The 12915-nt window shown below is 71.8% G+C and carries 13 protein-coding genes (1 of these 13 only partly in view); 5 read left to right on the top strand and 8 right to left on the bottom strand.

What is annotated here, in order from left to right:
• From AC3IF1_RS03740 to metB, 3 genes are all read left to right on the top strand, one after another.
• On the top strand, positions 1-1091 hold the 3' portion of the coding sequence (locus AC3IF1_RS03740) for a putative bifunctional diguanylate cyclase/phosphodiesterase (protein ID WP_489215951.1). The gene continues 634 nt to the left of window position 1, outside the view; 1091 of the gene's 1725 nt are visible here — the last part of the coding sequence; its start codon lies off the left edge, out of view; the stop codon is at positions 1089-1091.
• Between the two features lie 24 nt (positions 1092-1115).
• Entirely contained in the window at positions 1116-1946 is an 831-nt protein-coding gene (locus tag AC3IF1_RS03735) for a BLUF domain-containing protein (RefSeq protein ID WP_489215949.1), read from the top strand.
• A gap of 455 nt (positions 1947-2401) precedes the next feature.
• Positions 2402-3562, top strand: coding sequence for a cystathionine gamma-synthase (gene metB, locus AC3IF1_RS03730; RefSeq protein WP_489215947.1), 1161 nt, complete (start codon positions 2402-2404; stop codon positions 3560-3562).
• Between the two features lie 72 nt (positions 3563-3634).
• On the opposite strand, the gene AC3IF1_RS03725 is transcribed toward metB, so the two are convergent.
• The 5 genes from AC3IF1_RS03725 to AC3IF1_RS03705 form a co-directional block, all read right to left on the bottom strand.
• Positions 3635-4402 carry a hypothetical protein gene (locus tag AC3IF1_RS03725; protein WP_489215945.1) on the bottom strand — a complete coding sequence of 256 codons (768 nt, stop codon included), beginning with the start codon at positions 4400-4402 and terminating at the stop codon, positions 3635-3637.
• Between the two features lie 421 nt (positions 4403-4823).
• Positions 4824-5234 carry a response regulator gene (locus tag AC3IF1_RS03720; protein WP_489215943.1) on the bottom strand — a complete coding sequence of 137 codons (411 nt, stop codon included), beginning with the start codon at positions 5232-5234 and terminating at the stop codon, positions 4824-4826.
• Positions 5235-5300: 66 nt separating this feature from the next.
• The gene (locus AC3IF1_RS03715) at positions 5301-5744 is read right to left on the bottom strand and encodes a hypothetical protein (protein ID WP_489215942.1); all 444 of its coding nucleotides are present in this window, start codon (positions 5742-5744) and stop codon (positions 5301-5303) included.
• A 37-nt stretch (positions 5745-5781) separates the two neighbouring features.
• The gene (locus AC3IF1_RS03710) at positions 5782-6276 is read right to left on the bottom strand and encodes a hypothetical protein (protein WP_243965210.1); all 495 of its coding nucleotides are present in this window, start codon (positions 6274-6276) and stop codon (positions 5782-5784) included.
• 30 nt (positions 6277-6306) lie between these two features.
• Entirely contained in the window at positions 6307-7845 is a 1539-nt protein-coding gene (locus AC3IF1_RS03705) for a chromosome partitioning protein ParA (protein ID WP_243965209.1), read from the bottom strand.
• 477 nt (positions 7846-8322) lie between these two features.
• Here AC3IF1_RS03705 and AC3IF1_RS03700 point away from each other — a divergent pair, with 477 nt between their 5' ends.
• The gene (locus tag AC3IF1_RS03700) at positions 8323-8976 is read left to right on the top strand and encodes a peptidase inhibitor family I36 protein (RefSeq protein ID WP_489215939.1); all 654 of its coding nucleotides are present in this window, start codon (positions 8323-8325) and stop codon (positions 8974-8976) included.
• Between the two features lie 166 nt (positions 8977-9142).
• Here AC3IF1_RS03700 and AC3IF1_RS03695 read toward each other — a convergent pair whose 3' ends face one another.
• Positions 9143-9436, bottom strand: coding sequence for a hypothetical protein (locus AC3IF1_RS03695; RefSeq protein ID WP_243965206.1), 294 nt, complete (start codon positions 9434-9436; stop codon positions 9143-9145).
• 418 nt (positions 9437-9854) lie between these two features.
• On the opposite strand from AC3IF1_RS03695, the gene AC3IF1_RS03690 reads away from it, so the two are divergent.
• Positions 9855-10061: a hypothetical protein gene (locus AC3IF1_RS03690; protein WP_489215937.1), complete on the top strand. Its 207-nt coding sequence runs from the start codon at positions 9855-9857 to the stop codon at positions 10059-10061.
• Positions 10062-10154: 93 nt separating this feature from the next.
• Here the strand turns inward: AC3IF1_RS03690 and AC3IF1_RS03685 are convergent, their stop codons facing one another.
• Together AC3IF1_RS03685 and paoC are read right to left on the bottom strand one after the other, a co-directional pair.
• Positions 10155-10559: a response regulator gene (locus AC3IF1_RS03685; protein ID WP_489215935.1), complete on the bottom strand. Its 405-nt coding sequence runs from the start codon at positions 10557-10559 to the stop codon at positions 10155-10157.
• A gap of 135 nt (positions 10560-10694) precedes the next feature.
• Positions 10695-12914 (bottom strand): aldehyde oxidoreductase molybdenum-binding subunit PaoC, encoded by a 2220-nt coding sequence (gene paoC, locus AC3IF1_RS03680; RefSeq protein WP_489215933.1) that lies wholly within the window; start codon positions 12912-12914, stop codon positions 10695-10697.
• Between the last annotated feature and the right edge of the window lies 1 nt (position 12915).

Genomic DNA, 12915 nt, shown 5'->3' with positions numbered 1-12915 from the left:
CCGACCGCCTGCGCTCGACGATCCGCCCCGCCGACACGGTGGCGCGGATCGGCGGCGACGAGTTCGTCATCCTGCAGGCCGGCATCCGCGACGCCGCGGGCACCCAGGCGCTCGCCCGAAGGATCGTCGACCTGATCGGCCGCACCTACATGGTCGAGGGCCATCTCCTGACCATCGGGGCGAGCGTCGGCGTGGCGCTGGCCCCCGCGGACGGGACCGATGCCGACCGGCTCCTGAAGAACGCCGACCTGGCCCTCTACCGGGCCAAGCTCGACGGGCGCGGCACCTACCGGTTCTTCGAGCCGGAGATGGATGCGCGCATGCAGGCCCGGCGGAAGCTCGAACTCGACATGCGCCAGGCCCTGGCCCGCCGCGAATTCCAGCTGCACTACCAGCCGCAATTGCAGCTCCAGAGCGGGACGCTGATCGGCTGCGAGGCCCTGATCCGCTGGCGCCATCCCGACCGGGGGCTGGTCTCCCCCCTCGACTTCATCCCGCTGGCCGAGGAGATCGGGCTGATCGTCCCCATCGGCGAATGGGTCATCCGCCAGGCCTGCCGCGACGCGATGACCTGGCCGGCCCACATGTCGGTGGCGGTGAACGTCTCGCCCGCGCAGTTCAAGAGCGACCGGCTGGTGGAGACGATCATCTCGGCGCTCGCGAGTTCGGGGCTGCCCGCCCGGCGGCTGGAGGTGGAGATCACCGAGGGCGTTCTCCTGCAGGAGAACGAGAAGACGCTCCAGACCCTGCACCGGCTCCGGGAACTCGGCGTGCGCGTCTCGATGGACGATTTCGGCACCGGCTACGCGTCGCTCAGCTACCTGCGCAGCTTCCCCTTCGACAAGATCAAGATCGACCGCTCGTTCGTGAAGGACCTTGCCACCAAGCCCGACGGCGAGGCGATCATCCGCGCCATCGCGGGCCTGGGCAAGAGCCTGGGGATGACCACGGTCGCCGAGGGGGTCGAGACCCCGGAGCAGATGCAGCGCATCCGCCTGGAGGGCTGCACCGACGTGCAGGGCTACTTCATCAGCCGCCCCGTCCCCACCGAGGACCTGCTCCCGATCTTCGCCGCCTATCCGCAGGTCTGATCCCATCCCCCCGGACGCCCCGCCATGACCGATCTGTACCGCCTCGTCTACGCCAGCAAGAACCTGGTCCAGGGCCCCGAGTCCGAGGTGACCGCCCAGGTCCGCCAGATCCTCGACGCCTCCCAGCGCAACAATCGCGATGTCGGCGTCACCGGCGCGCTGATGTTCAACGCGGGGGCCTTCGCGCAGGTGCTGGAAGGCCCCCGCGCCGGGGTCGAGGCGACCTTCGAGCGGATCCAGCGCGACCTGCGCCACAGCGACGTGACGGTCCTGCAATGCGGTCCCGCGGAGAGCCGCGGCTTCGCGACCTGGTCGATGGCCTTCGTGGGCCAGGCTCCCGGCGGGCAGGCCCGGTTCAGCGGCCTCGCCGCCGAGAGCGGGTTCGATCTCAGCCGCCTCGACGGCGACCGGGTCTTCTCCATGCTGCACGATCTGGTGATCGAGGAGGAGGGCATCCCGGTCCCGGCGATCGCGCCGTCGACGGGCGCGGTCGCCGGGCTCGACGTGGTGCAGGTCCGCGCGGAACTCGCCGCATTGCAGCCGGACAGCCCCGCGCCGGTCAGCCCCGCGGGCCGTGCCGCTCCGGCCCGGGGGGCGGCCGAGACCGCCCTCTGCGTGCTCAAGGCGGCGCTGGCGAGCGAGCGGGCACGCACCACCGAATTGCGGGCGGAGATCGACGCCCTCCGGATCGCCCTGGCCTCCGCCGAGGCGCAGGCCGGTGCCCTGCGCGACGCCCGGGACCTCTGGGCCGGGCGGGCGCGGCGCCTCGCGCAGGCGGTGGTGCGGGAGGCCGACGGTCTCGACGCCGACGCGCCGGCCCGGGAGCCGCAGGCGGCGCACCCGGTCGCCGCCTGATCGCGGCCCCGGTCCCCGGATCACGCCTCCGGTCGCGGGGCACCGGCCCACCGGAATCACGATCCTCGGTTGGGGAAACGGACCGTCATCGCCGCGCCTGTCGCGTCGCCCGCGGCGGGCTTGCGGCGTCGCAGAGTCGCGTGCGGATCTCGTCCCCGGTGGCCAATGCCCCGGTTCATGCGCTGGTGCGTGGCCGGTCCCGACCCGCGTGTCCCGTCGAATCGCCGCGGGAAACATCCCTCCGCCCGAGAGGCATGCCTGTAAAACCCCTTGCCGGAGGATCGACCTTACGGTTGGCTGCGCCAGGGGGCCATGACGGCACAACGGGCATCGCCGCCACCGGCGCGGGATGGGCCGGACCCGGAGATCGTTCTCTTGAAAGTCTGATCCGTTCTCCATAAAGAACGCGTCGGGATTCGGCCGGACGATCCGGCACCGGCGCGGAGGGAGAATCGATGTCAGAGGGATTTGCGGCACGCACCGTCGCGGCGGCCAACGGCGTGGCCCAGGACACGTCCTTCGGGGCGGTGATCGCGCCGATCCACCTGTCGACAACCTTCAAGTTCCCCGCCTTCGAGCAGGCCGGGCCCTACGACTATTCACGCCTCGGCAACCCGACCCGCGAGGCGCTCGCCGACACGATCGCCAAGCTCGAGGGCGGTGCCCGCGCCGTCATGGTGGCGAGCGGCATGGCGGCCCTGGACCTCGCCCTGTCGAGCCTGCGGCCCGGCGACCTGCTGGTCGCCCCGCACGATTGCTACGGCGGCACGCATCGCCTGCTCAGCCTCCGCAGCGCCCGGGGCCATTACCGCGTGGCCTTCGTCGACCAGACCGACCCGGCCGCCCTGGCGGCGGCCCTGGCCGAGGGGCCGAAGGTCGTGATGATCGAGACGCCGAGCAACCCGCTGATGCGGGTGGTCGACATCCGGCGGATCACCGCCGACGCGAAGGCCGCTGGGGCGCTCGCGGTCGTCGACAACACCTTCCTGTCGCCCGCCCTGCAGCGGCCGATCGCCCTGGGGGCGGACCTCGTCGTCCACTCCACCACCAAGTTCCTCAACGGCCATTCCGACGTGATCGGCGGGGCCGTGATCGCCGCCGAGGCGGCGGTGGGCGAGGACCTCGCCGCCTGGGCGAACACGATCGGCGTCACCGGCTCGCCGCTGGACGCCTATTTGACGCTCCGGGGCCTGCGCACCCTGTTCGTGCGTGTCGAGCAGCAGCAGCGGACCGCGGGCCGGCTGGCCGCCTTCCTGGAGGGGCACCCGGCGGTGAGCCGCGTCCATTATCCGGGTCTGCCGTCCCATCCCGGCCACGCCCTGGCCAGGACGCAGCAGGCGGGCTTCGGCGCCATGCTGAGCTTCGAACTGGCCGGCGGGCGCGACGCGGTGCGGGCCTTCGTGGAGGTTCTGCGGGTCTTCACCCTGGCCGAGTCCCTGGGCGGGGTCGAGAGCCTGATCGCCCACCCGCCGACCATGACCCATGCGGCGATGGATCCGGAGGCGCGGGCGATCGCCGGCATCACGGACGGGCTGCTGCGTCTCTCGGTCGGCCTGGAAGCCGAGGACGACCTCCTGGCCGACCTGTCCCACGGCCTCGCGGTTCTGGGCGGCTGAACTCTTGGCCGGCTGAACTCCTGGCCGGCTGAACTCCTGGCCGGCTGACTCCTGGGCGGCTGAACCCGCCGCTCAGGCCTCCTCGATCACGCTGAACCCGGATTCGTCCTCGACCACCCGGAACCGGGACAGCCGCAGGGTCTGGGAGCGCTCGGCCGCCTCGTCCCGGCATTTGAGGACATGGGCGGCCCGGTTGACCACCTGCAGGTTCGGCGCCCCCCAATAGGCGAGCAGTTCCGGCCAGGGCCGGGCGCGGTGCTCCCGCCAGACCTGATAGAGCGGCAGCGCGTGATCGACCTCGGCGGTCCGGAGCAGCCGCTTCCCCGAGGCCGCGCAGCGGTGCCGCTGACGGAGCTTCAGGACCCGGATCTGCGCGTGCGGGGCGAGCCAGAACTTCCAGGCGGCAACACAGGCCGCGTGCCAGCCGGCATTGCCGTTGGGCACGCCGCGGCCCCAGAGGTCCCGGTGCCAGCCGAACCGGTAGACCGGCTGGCCGCAGATGCAGCAGGCGCCGCGGCCGCGGGCGAAGGCGGGGTCGCGATAGGGGGCGGGCGGCATCCGGAAGCTGCCGGCGCGGGCCTCACCCGGTCCCTCGGGGCCGATCTGCCAGGTCCAGCCCTCCGGCGTGCCGGAGCGGGCCGCCAGGGCCCGGGCGAGCCGGTCCGCCCGGAGGATGTGGCTGCGCCAGTAGCTCTCGACGGCGCGCCGCGGCGTCGGCGGGATCAGGGCCCGCGCCAGGGCGTGCCGGAGGACCGGCACGGGGAAGACCGGCGGCAGGGCCCGCTCCAGCCGGGCCCGGGCCTTCGCGTTGCGGAGATCGCGCCAGCTCGCTGTCGTCATGCCCCTCCGCTGCTACCAGGCGCGGGCCCGGGCGGCGATGACGCCGCCGCCACAGGGCCGTGCCGTCGTCCCGGGGCGCGCTGTGTTTCCCGTGAAACATCGGCGTTCGGTCCGGCGGCGGACGAGCCCGGTGGGCGTCCCCTGAAGAGCGACCGGATTCACGCCTGTCCGACGAACGAGGGCAGCGGGCCGGACACCGATGCACCTCCCTCACCCCCTCTGGGGGCTACCGGATTCACACGTCTCTGGCTGACACGACCATCTCGAAACGGAGGCGCCGTTCCCCTCCCCGCAAGCGCGCGCGATCCCGGGCAAGCCCGGGACCGCCAGGGGAGGAGAGCGCGTCGCGCCTCGCAGCAAGTGATGCGCGGATCCCTCCGCCGCGGCCGGGCGGGGACCGCCGAAGGGGTCGGGAACGGCCCTACTGACGCAGCGGCTCCGGCTTCTGGCCGTCGGGGAGAATCGCGCGCAGGTGATCGTGGACCATGTCGGCCGTGAACGGCTTGCCGATGAAGCGGGCGCCCTCGGGCATGTCGCCCGGCCCCGGCTGCACCTGTCCGGACGCGACCACGATGGCGATGTGCGGCCATTGGCTGGCGGTCTCGCGCGCGACCGCGAAGCCGTCCCGCGAACCGGGCATCTGCACATCGGTGAACAGCAGCACGATCAGCGCCTGCTCCCGGGCGAGCAGGGCCATCGCCGCATCCCCGTCGCTGGCCTCGAAGGTGCGGAACCCGGCCTCCGCCAGGATGTCCATCGCGTCCATGCGGATGAGGCCGTCATCGTCGACGACGAGGGCGTAGGGTGCCGGCGGCGGGACTGAATCGTTCATCCCCCACCAAGTCCGAACACGCGCGAAAGGTCCGCGGCGCGCCCCGGGGATCGACATCCGCCGGTGTCATTTCGGGTATGCGACCTCGGTGCCCTCGCCGACCCGGGCGAGCAGATCGTCCAGGCGGAACGCGCACATCTCGGCCAGGGAGGCCCTGTGCTCGGCCTGGATGACGCGGAACTCGGCCTCCATGCAGCGCACGACGATCCGTTCGTAATCCGAGGAGATCTCCGCGAGGGCGCGCTCAAGGTCGGCGTTCCGGCGATCCATCCGCGACAGGTGGGATTCGAGCTCCCGGATCGTCTCGTTCTTGAGGGTGCGGTCCTCGTAGACGCGCCGGAACAGCCCGGTCGCCCGCCGCTGGACCATGTCGCGCCACGACCAGAACCCCCGGATCTGATCCCCGGCCTGCTGGATGAGCGCCAGCGTCCGGACCGGATCGACGACGCGGAAGGCGGCGTGCGAACCCTGCGCCTGAGGGATCGCCCCGCCGATCTCGTCGGATTCCATGGTCGTCGGCCGCGCCATCGTCGCAGGGGGACCGCGGCTACTCGGCGTCTTCGGCGGGGCTGGCCACCGGCGCGAGCTTGACGCGGGATCCGAAGGCCTCGACCGCGGCATCGTGGAGACGCACGAGCCATTCCTCGGCCTCCGTCGCCCGCGCCTCCGCCAGCCGGGCCCGCTCCTCGGACCGTGCCAGGTTCTGCGCCCCCGTGGCGATCTCCTGCTCCAGGCGCCGGATCTCGAGATCGGCCTGCGCCACGACCTGGGCCAGCTGCGCCTCCAGCTCGGACGCCCGCTCCTCGCCGACCCGGATCGCCTCGCTGGCCTCGCGGATCAGGTCGACCGCCGAGGCCCATTCGCGGGTGGGGATGCCGACCGCGTTCGGGCTGTCGGTGGTGACGACCGCCCCGTTCCGGCTCTCGAGACCCAGGAAGCTCACCACCTTCTCGGGGGACGCATCCGCCTTCGCCTGCCACGCGCGCATCATCACATTCGGGCTTCCGTTGTAGGACGCGTCGATCGGGGCCCTATCGCTCATCGTTCGAACCTCTCACAGGACCGCATCGGATCAGCCGGCCGTGCCGGGCGATGTGAACGGGTGCACATTGCTCGACGCCTCGGGTTCCGGCTGCGCGGCGAAGTCCTGCCCCGACGGCAGGCCTTCGCCCGCCCCGTCCGGCTTGCGCCATCCGCGACCGGAGCGCTTGAGCGCCTCGTACTGCTTCTGAAGCGTCGTCCGGGTCTCGCGGGCGATGTCGAGGGCGCCCTGGACCAGGGCGCGCTCGGAGCGCTCGTTCTGCAGATCCTCGGAGAGGCGCCGATTGGCGGCCTCGAACTCGATCCGCGCGGCCTCCTGCCGGTGGGTCAGCTGCTCGATCCGCTCGGTCAGGGCGGCGTTGCGGGCCGCCGCCTGCTCCAGGGCGGCGTCCTTGGCAGCGAGCGCCTTGCCGAGCATTTCGCAGCGCGAATCGAGGTCGCTGCGGGCGCGCTGCATCTCGACGAAGCGCTCCGTCTGCCGGGACAGGTCGTCCTGGATGGTCTCGAGCCGCCGCTCCGCCGTGACGCGGGCGATGTTGGTTTCCTTGAAGGTGCGTTCCGCGAGCCGGTGCGCCTCGTCCCGCTCACGCAGCTGCGCCCGGGCCTGGCCGAGCAGCTGCTCGTTCGAATCCGCCCGGTTGGCGGCGGCCTCCAGCTTCATCGCGAGGGCCGAGCGCTCGGTGCGCAGGGCGGTGGCATCTGCCTCGAACTGAGCCTCGATGCGGACGCGGGCCGAGGTCTCGGCGGCGAGCTGGCCTTCGGCGGCGCGCGCCTTCTGGCGCTCGGTCTCGACCGCGGCCTCGACGGTCCGGCACCGGGCCTCCACCTCGCCGAGGCGCAGGGACTGCTCCTCGTTCTGGGCCCGGAGCCGCCGGTTGTCCTGTTCGAAGGCCGCCAGGGTCTCGCGCGCCTCCAGCCGGTCGTGCTCCGAGCGCGTGAGGGCGCTGTCGGCGGCCTGGGCCTCCGCCCGCAGGGCCTTGCCCTCGGCGACCAGGGCCTTGCTCTGCTCGATCTCGGCGGCGAGGCGGCGCTCCAGATTCTCGGAGGCCAGCACCCTGTCCCGCAGCTCGACCCCCTGGGCGGCCAGGGCGGCCTCCCGGGCGTGCAGCAGCTCCTCCGCCCGGGCCACCCGCGCCGTGGCATCGGAGAATTCGTTCGTCAGGATCGAGATGCGGGCCGAGAGTTCGGCGGCCTCCAGCCGGACCGCCTTGCCGGTCTGGAATTCCTGGGCCAGCGAGGTCTCCAGCTCGGCGATGCGCATGCTCGCCCGCGGAAGCTCGTCGCTGATGCTGACGATGGGCTCCAGGATCGAGACGAAGTCGTCCTGGAGGGAGCGGATGTCCTCCAGCCGGTCGACCATGGCGTCGATGCGCTGGCGCAGCATCTCGTCGCGCTTGCCGATCGCGTCGAGGGAGGAATGGGATCGGTCGGCCAGGGAGGCGCGCTGGCCCGGCGCCTCGGCGGTCGTGCGCACCCGCGCCTGGGGCATCGCCGGCTCGGCCGCCGGCGGCAGCGGCTCGGGCGTGCCGTCCGGCGCGGAAAGCATGTTACGGAAAGATGACCACGCCATTAAACAAACTCTCCCGCGCCCTCAATCCGAGGAAATTAACTAATCTTAAACCTGTTAGACTGTCGAGTCGGTTTTTGCATTTTACTTCGTACTGCACAGGGTGAGACTAGAGCATCGTGCCGGTTCCGGTTCCCGGAACCATGGGCTCGGGCGCAACTGCATAGGGATCGCGGGCGGGCGAAGGCCTCCAGCGGGCGGACCGCGCCGCACGATCCGAGAGCCATGCGCCGGGACAGCCGCGGGCGCCTGCGGTTTCGGGAGAAGCTCCAAGGCGCACCACGTCGAGCCTTCCTGATCGCGCAGACCCGGCCCCGGATCGGCCTGTTAACGCGTCATTAACGATTTACCGGACGTTAATAAACCGGTCCATGGCTCGATAACTGAGAAACCGTGGATCGTGGCCGTCCTGTTCAACCGCCGCGCGACGGAACCTGTGTTCAGGGCCACGGGCCGTTCGAAGAGGGGTAGGAGGGTGCGGTGACGGCGATAGTCTTGGCGGCGCTGGCCGCCGAACCCCAGCGCGAGGACCGGCGGCGCTACGCGCCCCAGCTCCTCCTGGCCCTGGGCTGGTTCGGCCTGTTCGCCTATTGCGCCACCTACCTGACCGAGGACATGCCGTTCCGGACTTCGGCGACGCCGGCCATCGGGGAACCGCTGCTGGATCAGCCGGAGGACCTGCCGCGCCGCGTGATCGCCTTCGCTCCGCCGGAACAGCCGGCCAGCGCGCCGTCGACGCTCGCGGCCCCCGCGGCGGCACCGGCGACCGAACCGGCGGCCCCGGCCGTCACAGTGCAGCCCGCCGCGGCGCCGGCATCCCCCCGCCCGGCCCCGGCCGGCGCCGATTATGTCGGGACCTGGGGACCGGCCACCGAGGCCTGCAGCGCCCCGTCGCGCCGCCACGGCTACCTGCAGGCGACGATCACCCCCGAGCGCGCCAGGGCCGGCGACACCGTCTGCAATTTCCGCGACGCACACCGCACCGGCAACGCCTGGTCGATGGCGGCTGATTGCGCGGATCGCGACCGGCGCTGGTCCTCCCATGTCCGTCTCGTGGTCGACGGCGACCGCCTGACCTGGACGAGCGCCTGGGGCACCTCCGCCTATATCCGCTGCAACCGCCGCGCCGGCTGAGGGGCGGCCGGCCCCGCCGGGGCGGCGCCGGCTCCCGTTTTGCGGGCTTGCGGAGTCACCCGCCGCTTCCGGATACAGGCGATGGCCGGACCGTCGCGCGCCGCCAGTCAGGCTCGGACCATGGCCCCGTCGTACGGCCGGCCTGCGCGGGTCCGCCGGATCGCTCTCAGCCGCCGCCGCCGTTACCGCCGGAGCCGCCGCTGCCCGTGGAGCCGACGCGCGACGGCTGATCTTCGTTGCCTGCGGCGGCCGAATCCGTCTCGATCCCGTCGGCGGCGCGGCCGGTGGGCGAGTATGTGAAGGCGTCCTGGTCGCCGGTCGAATTGCTCTGACGCGTCACGATTCCGGGGGCCCCGGGCGGCACGATGACCTGGGTGCTGGTCGGCGTCTCGATGACCTGCGCGAAGGCAGGCGTCGCCAGGGCCGCGAGGGCCGCCGTGGCGAGGATGAATCGGGTCACGCAAATCTCCTGATGCGTCGGACGTGCCGGAAAGCTCCGGATGCCTCGACCAACCCGATCCGGGCACCTCGGATCCGCGGACGGTATGCAAGCGTGTACAGAACGTGCGCCTTCGCACGTGATTTACATATGGATACATCGTGTCCATCGGGGAATTATTGATTTACGTCCAATTTTACGCCCAATCCCCCTTGAAAGATCTTTCTCAACACAGGCCGGGGACGCGGGTTGTTCCAGACGCGCGGCGAAGCTGAGCCATCCCGCCCTGGGACGACCCCGCCGCGGCCCCCGATACGGCCGGCTAACCGGCGGGCGTCATGCTCCGGCCCGGGTCGCCCCGCGGGGCGGCTCATGCGGGTGAAGTCGGACGTCCGCCCTCCTCCGGGCGGGGCGGACGCATGCGTCGAGGAGGCGCCCGATGTCGGATCCGAACGGACAGCAACTCTCGGACGAGGAACTCGACCGGCTGGCACGCAAGCTGTTCGCGGAAGTCCGGGCCGAGAGTCCCGAGGCGAAGGCGGGACGCGCCCTGGAAACCGCCGGTGCGGTGGCCGGCGAGGTGATCCCCGGCCTCCCCGACTGGCTCCTGTCGGCGGGCGGCGACGCGGATGAGACCGACGGCTGATCGAGGCGCGTCTCCCCGGGCGCCCGTCCGGCTAGCCACGAACCAGTCAAGACCCGCGCCGCCGAGCCGGCGCTCATCGGTCAGGACGGTGCGTCAACCGCCCGGACTGTCCAGGCCCCGCGCCGTGAGCACGGACCGGAGGGCCTTCGCGAGCCCGTCCGCGGTGAAGGGCTTGCGCAGAAAGCCCGCCCCCATCGGCATCGCGCCCTCCTCCGGCCACGCCAATCCGGACACGATCAGGATGGCGCGCTCCGGCCAGCGCGCCGCCACGGCCTTGGCCAGGGTGAAGCCGCTCAGCGGCTCGCCCGGAAGGTCGACATCCGCCACTAGGGCGATGAGTTCGGGCCGGGCCACCAAATGGGCTTGCGCGGCCTCGACGGTGGCGGCCTCGGCGACCGCGAAGCCCGCATCGCGCAGGGAAGCGGCCGCCTCCATGAGCTGCACGGGGTCGTCCTCGACCAGCAGCACGGCGGGCTGCGGTGCAAACGCGTCCGCCATTGAGAATCTCCCTGCGACCGGTGCCGCATCAACGCGGCCGGGCCCGATTGGCCCACGCGCGTCCGGTCACGTTGCCGTGGCGGTCCGGCGGACACGGCGCGCCCGAGCCGGGTACGCCGTGCCCGCCCGCGCCGGTCAGGCTGCGTCCGGCATGCGGTCGAGGAGCTTGTCCAGGGTGATCGGATAGTCCCGGACGCGGATGCCGGTGGCGTTGTAGACCGCGTTCGCCACCGCGGCGGCGATCCCCGAGATGCCGAGTTCACCCACGCCCTTCGCCTTCATGGGCGAGGACATCGGATCGACCTCGTCGAGGAAGATCACCTCCTGGTGCGGGATGTCGGCGTGGACCGGCACCTCGTAGCCGGCGAGATCGTGGTTGGCGAAGAAGCCGCGCTTGGCGTCGACCGCCAGCTCCTCCATCAGGGCCGCGCCTGTGCCCATGACCATCCCGCCGATCACCTGGCTGCGGGCCGATTTCGGGTTGAGGATCCGGCCGGCCGCGCAGACCGCCAGCATCCGCCGGACCCGGACCTCCGCGGTATAGAGGTCCACGCCGACCTCGACGAAATGGGCGCCGAAGGTCGATTGCTGCTGCACCTTGGAGATGTCGCCGAACTCGATCGTATCCTCGGCCACCAGCTCGCCGCCGGCGGCGGCCGCGGCGAGCGGGATCGCGCGGTTGCCCGACCGAACCTCGCCGTCCTCGAACACCGCGTCGGTGGCGTTGAAGCCGAGCTTCTGCGCCACCGCCTCCCGGAGCTTCACACAGGCCGCGTAGACGCCGGCGGTGGACGAGTTGGCGCCGAACTGCCCGCCCGAACCGGAGGAGGTCGGGAAGTCCGAATCGCCCAGCCGCGCCACCACCCGGTCGAGGGGCACGCCCATCATCTCGGCGGCGGTCTGGGCGATGATCGTGTAGCTGCCGGTGCCGACATCGGTCATGTCGGTCTCGACCGTGACGGTGCCGCTGGCATCGAGGCGCACCCGGGCGCCCGACTTCATCACCATGTTGTTGCGGAACGCCGCTGCCATGCCGATGCCGACCAGCCACTGCCCGTCTCGCACCTGCCCGGGCTTCGGATTGCGCTTGCCCCAGCCGAACCGCTCCGCGCCGAGCTTGAGACAGCCGACGAGGTCGCGGTGCGAGAAGCGGCGGTCCGGCTGGTTCGGATCGACCTGGGTGTCGTTGCGGATGCGGAACTCCACCGGATCGAGGCCGAGTTTCTCCGCCATCTCGTCCATGGCGATTTCGAGCACCGCCAGGCCCGGGGCCTCGCCGGGGGCCCGCATGGCGTTGCCCTCGGGCAAATCGAGATGGGCGAGCTTCATGGCGGTCAGGCGGTTCGCCCCCGCGTAGAGGAGCTTGGTCTGGTTCACCGCCGTCTCGGGATCGCCGTCGGGCAGGTTGCCCGAAATGCTCTCGTGGGCGATGGCCGTGATGGTGCCGTCCTGCGTGGCGCCGATCCGCACGCGCTGGATCGTGGCCGGCCGGTGGGTGGTGTTGTTGGCGATCAGGGGACGCGTCAGCGCCACCTTCACGGGCCGCCCCGCCGCCTTGGAGGCGAGGGCCGCCAGCACCGCGTCGGCGCGCACGAACAGCTTGCCGCCGAAGCCGCCGCCGACATAGGGCGCATCGAGCCGGACCTTCGCCTTGGGCAGATCCAGCATCTTGGCGATGCTGCCATGCCCCCAGCCGATCATCTGGTTGGCGGTCCAGAGCGTGACCCGGTCGCCGTCCCAGGCCGCCACGGTGGCGTGCGGCTCCATCATCGCGTGGCTCTCGTCGGCGGTCGTGTAGGCCGCGTCGAGGGTCACGGGGGCCTGCGCGAAGGCGCCCTCGAAATCCCCGACCCGCTCCTCGCCGTCGCCGCCGCTGCCCTCGCCGCTCTCGGCCGGGACCGGCTCGGCCCCCGCCGCCTCGGCGGCGAGGTCGAACTTGCCCGCCTCGGGGGCGTACTCGACCTGGACCAGGAAGGACGCCGCCCGGGCCTGCTCGAAGGTCTCGGCCACCACCACGGCGATCGCCTGGTGGTAGTGCTGGATCACGTCGCCGCCGAACAGGTAGGCGACGTTCATGACGCCGCGCTCGACCCGGGGCGTGTCGAGGGTGGTGACGATCGCGATCACGCCGGGGGCCTGCCGGGCCGAAGCGGTGTCGATGCGGCGCACGCGGCCCTTGGCGATGCCGGCGCCGAGCACGTAGCCGTAGGCGGCGTCGGGCGCGACGTCGTGGCGCTCGTAGGCGTAGGGGGCGGTGCCGGTGGTCTTGTACTTGCCGTCGATGCGGTCGGTGGGCTGGCCCACGACCTTGAGCCGGTCGATGGGGTTCTGGCCGGCGGGGGTGTCGAATTTCATG

This window comes from Methylobacterium sp. E-012 (assembly GCF_057836545.1).
This window is presented reverse-complemented; position numbering and strand designations above follow the sequence as displayed.

Coding starts and splice junctions, on each gene's coding strand:
- AC3IF1_RS03735 (WP_489215949.1), top strand. CDS start 1,116: ATGACCGATCTGTACCGCCTCGTCTACGCCAGCAAGAACCTGGTCCAG.
- metB (WP_489215947.1), top strand. CDS start 2,402: ATGTCAGAGGGATTTGCGGCACGCACCGTCGCGGCGGCCAACGGCGTG.
- AC3IF1_RS03725 (WP_489215945.1), bottom strand. CDS start 4,402: ATGACGACAGCGAGCTGGCGCGATCTCCGCAACGCGAAGGCCCGGGCC.
- AC3IF1_RS03720 (WP_489215943.1), bottom strand. CDS start 5,234: ATGAACGATTCAGTCCCGCCGCCGGCACCCTACGCCCTCGTCGTCGAC.
- AC3IF1_RS03715 (WP_489215942.1), bottom strand. CDS start 5,744: ATGGAATCCGACGAGATCGGCGGGGCGATCCCTCAGGCGCAGGGTTCG.
- AC3IF1_RS03710 (WP_243965210.1), bottom strand. CDS start 6,276: ATGAGCGATAGGGCCCCGATCGACGCGTCCTACAACGGAAGCCCGAAT.
- AC3IF1_RS03705 (WP_243965209.1), bottom strand. CDS start 7,845: ATGGCGTGGTCATCTTTCCGTAACATGCTTTCCGCGCCGGACGGCACG.
- AC3IF1_RS03690 (WP_489215937.1), top strand. CDS start 9,855: ATGTCGGATCCGAACGGACAGCAACTCTCGGACGAGGAACTCGACCGG.
- AC3IF1_RS03685 (WP_489215935.1), bottom strand. CDS start 10,559: ATGGCGGACGCGTTTGCACCGCAGCCCGCCGTGCTGCTGGTCGAGGAC.
- paoC (WP_489215933.1), bottom strand. CDS start 12,914: ATGAAATTCGACACCCCCGCCGGCCAGAACCCCATCGACCGGCTCAAG.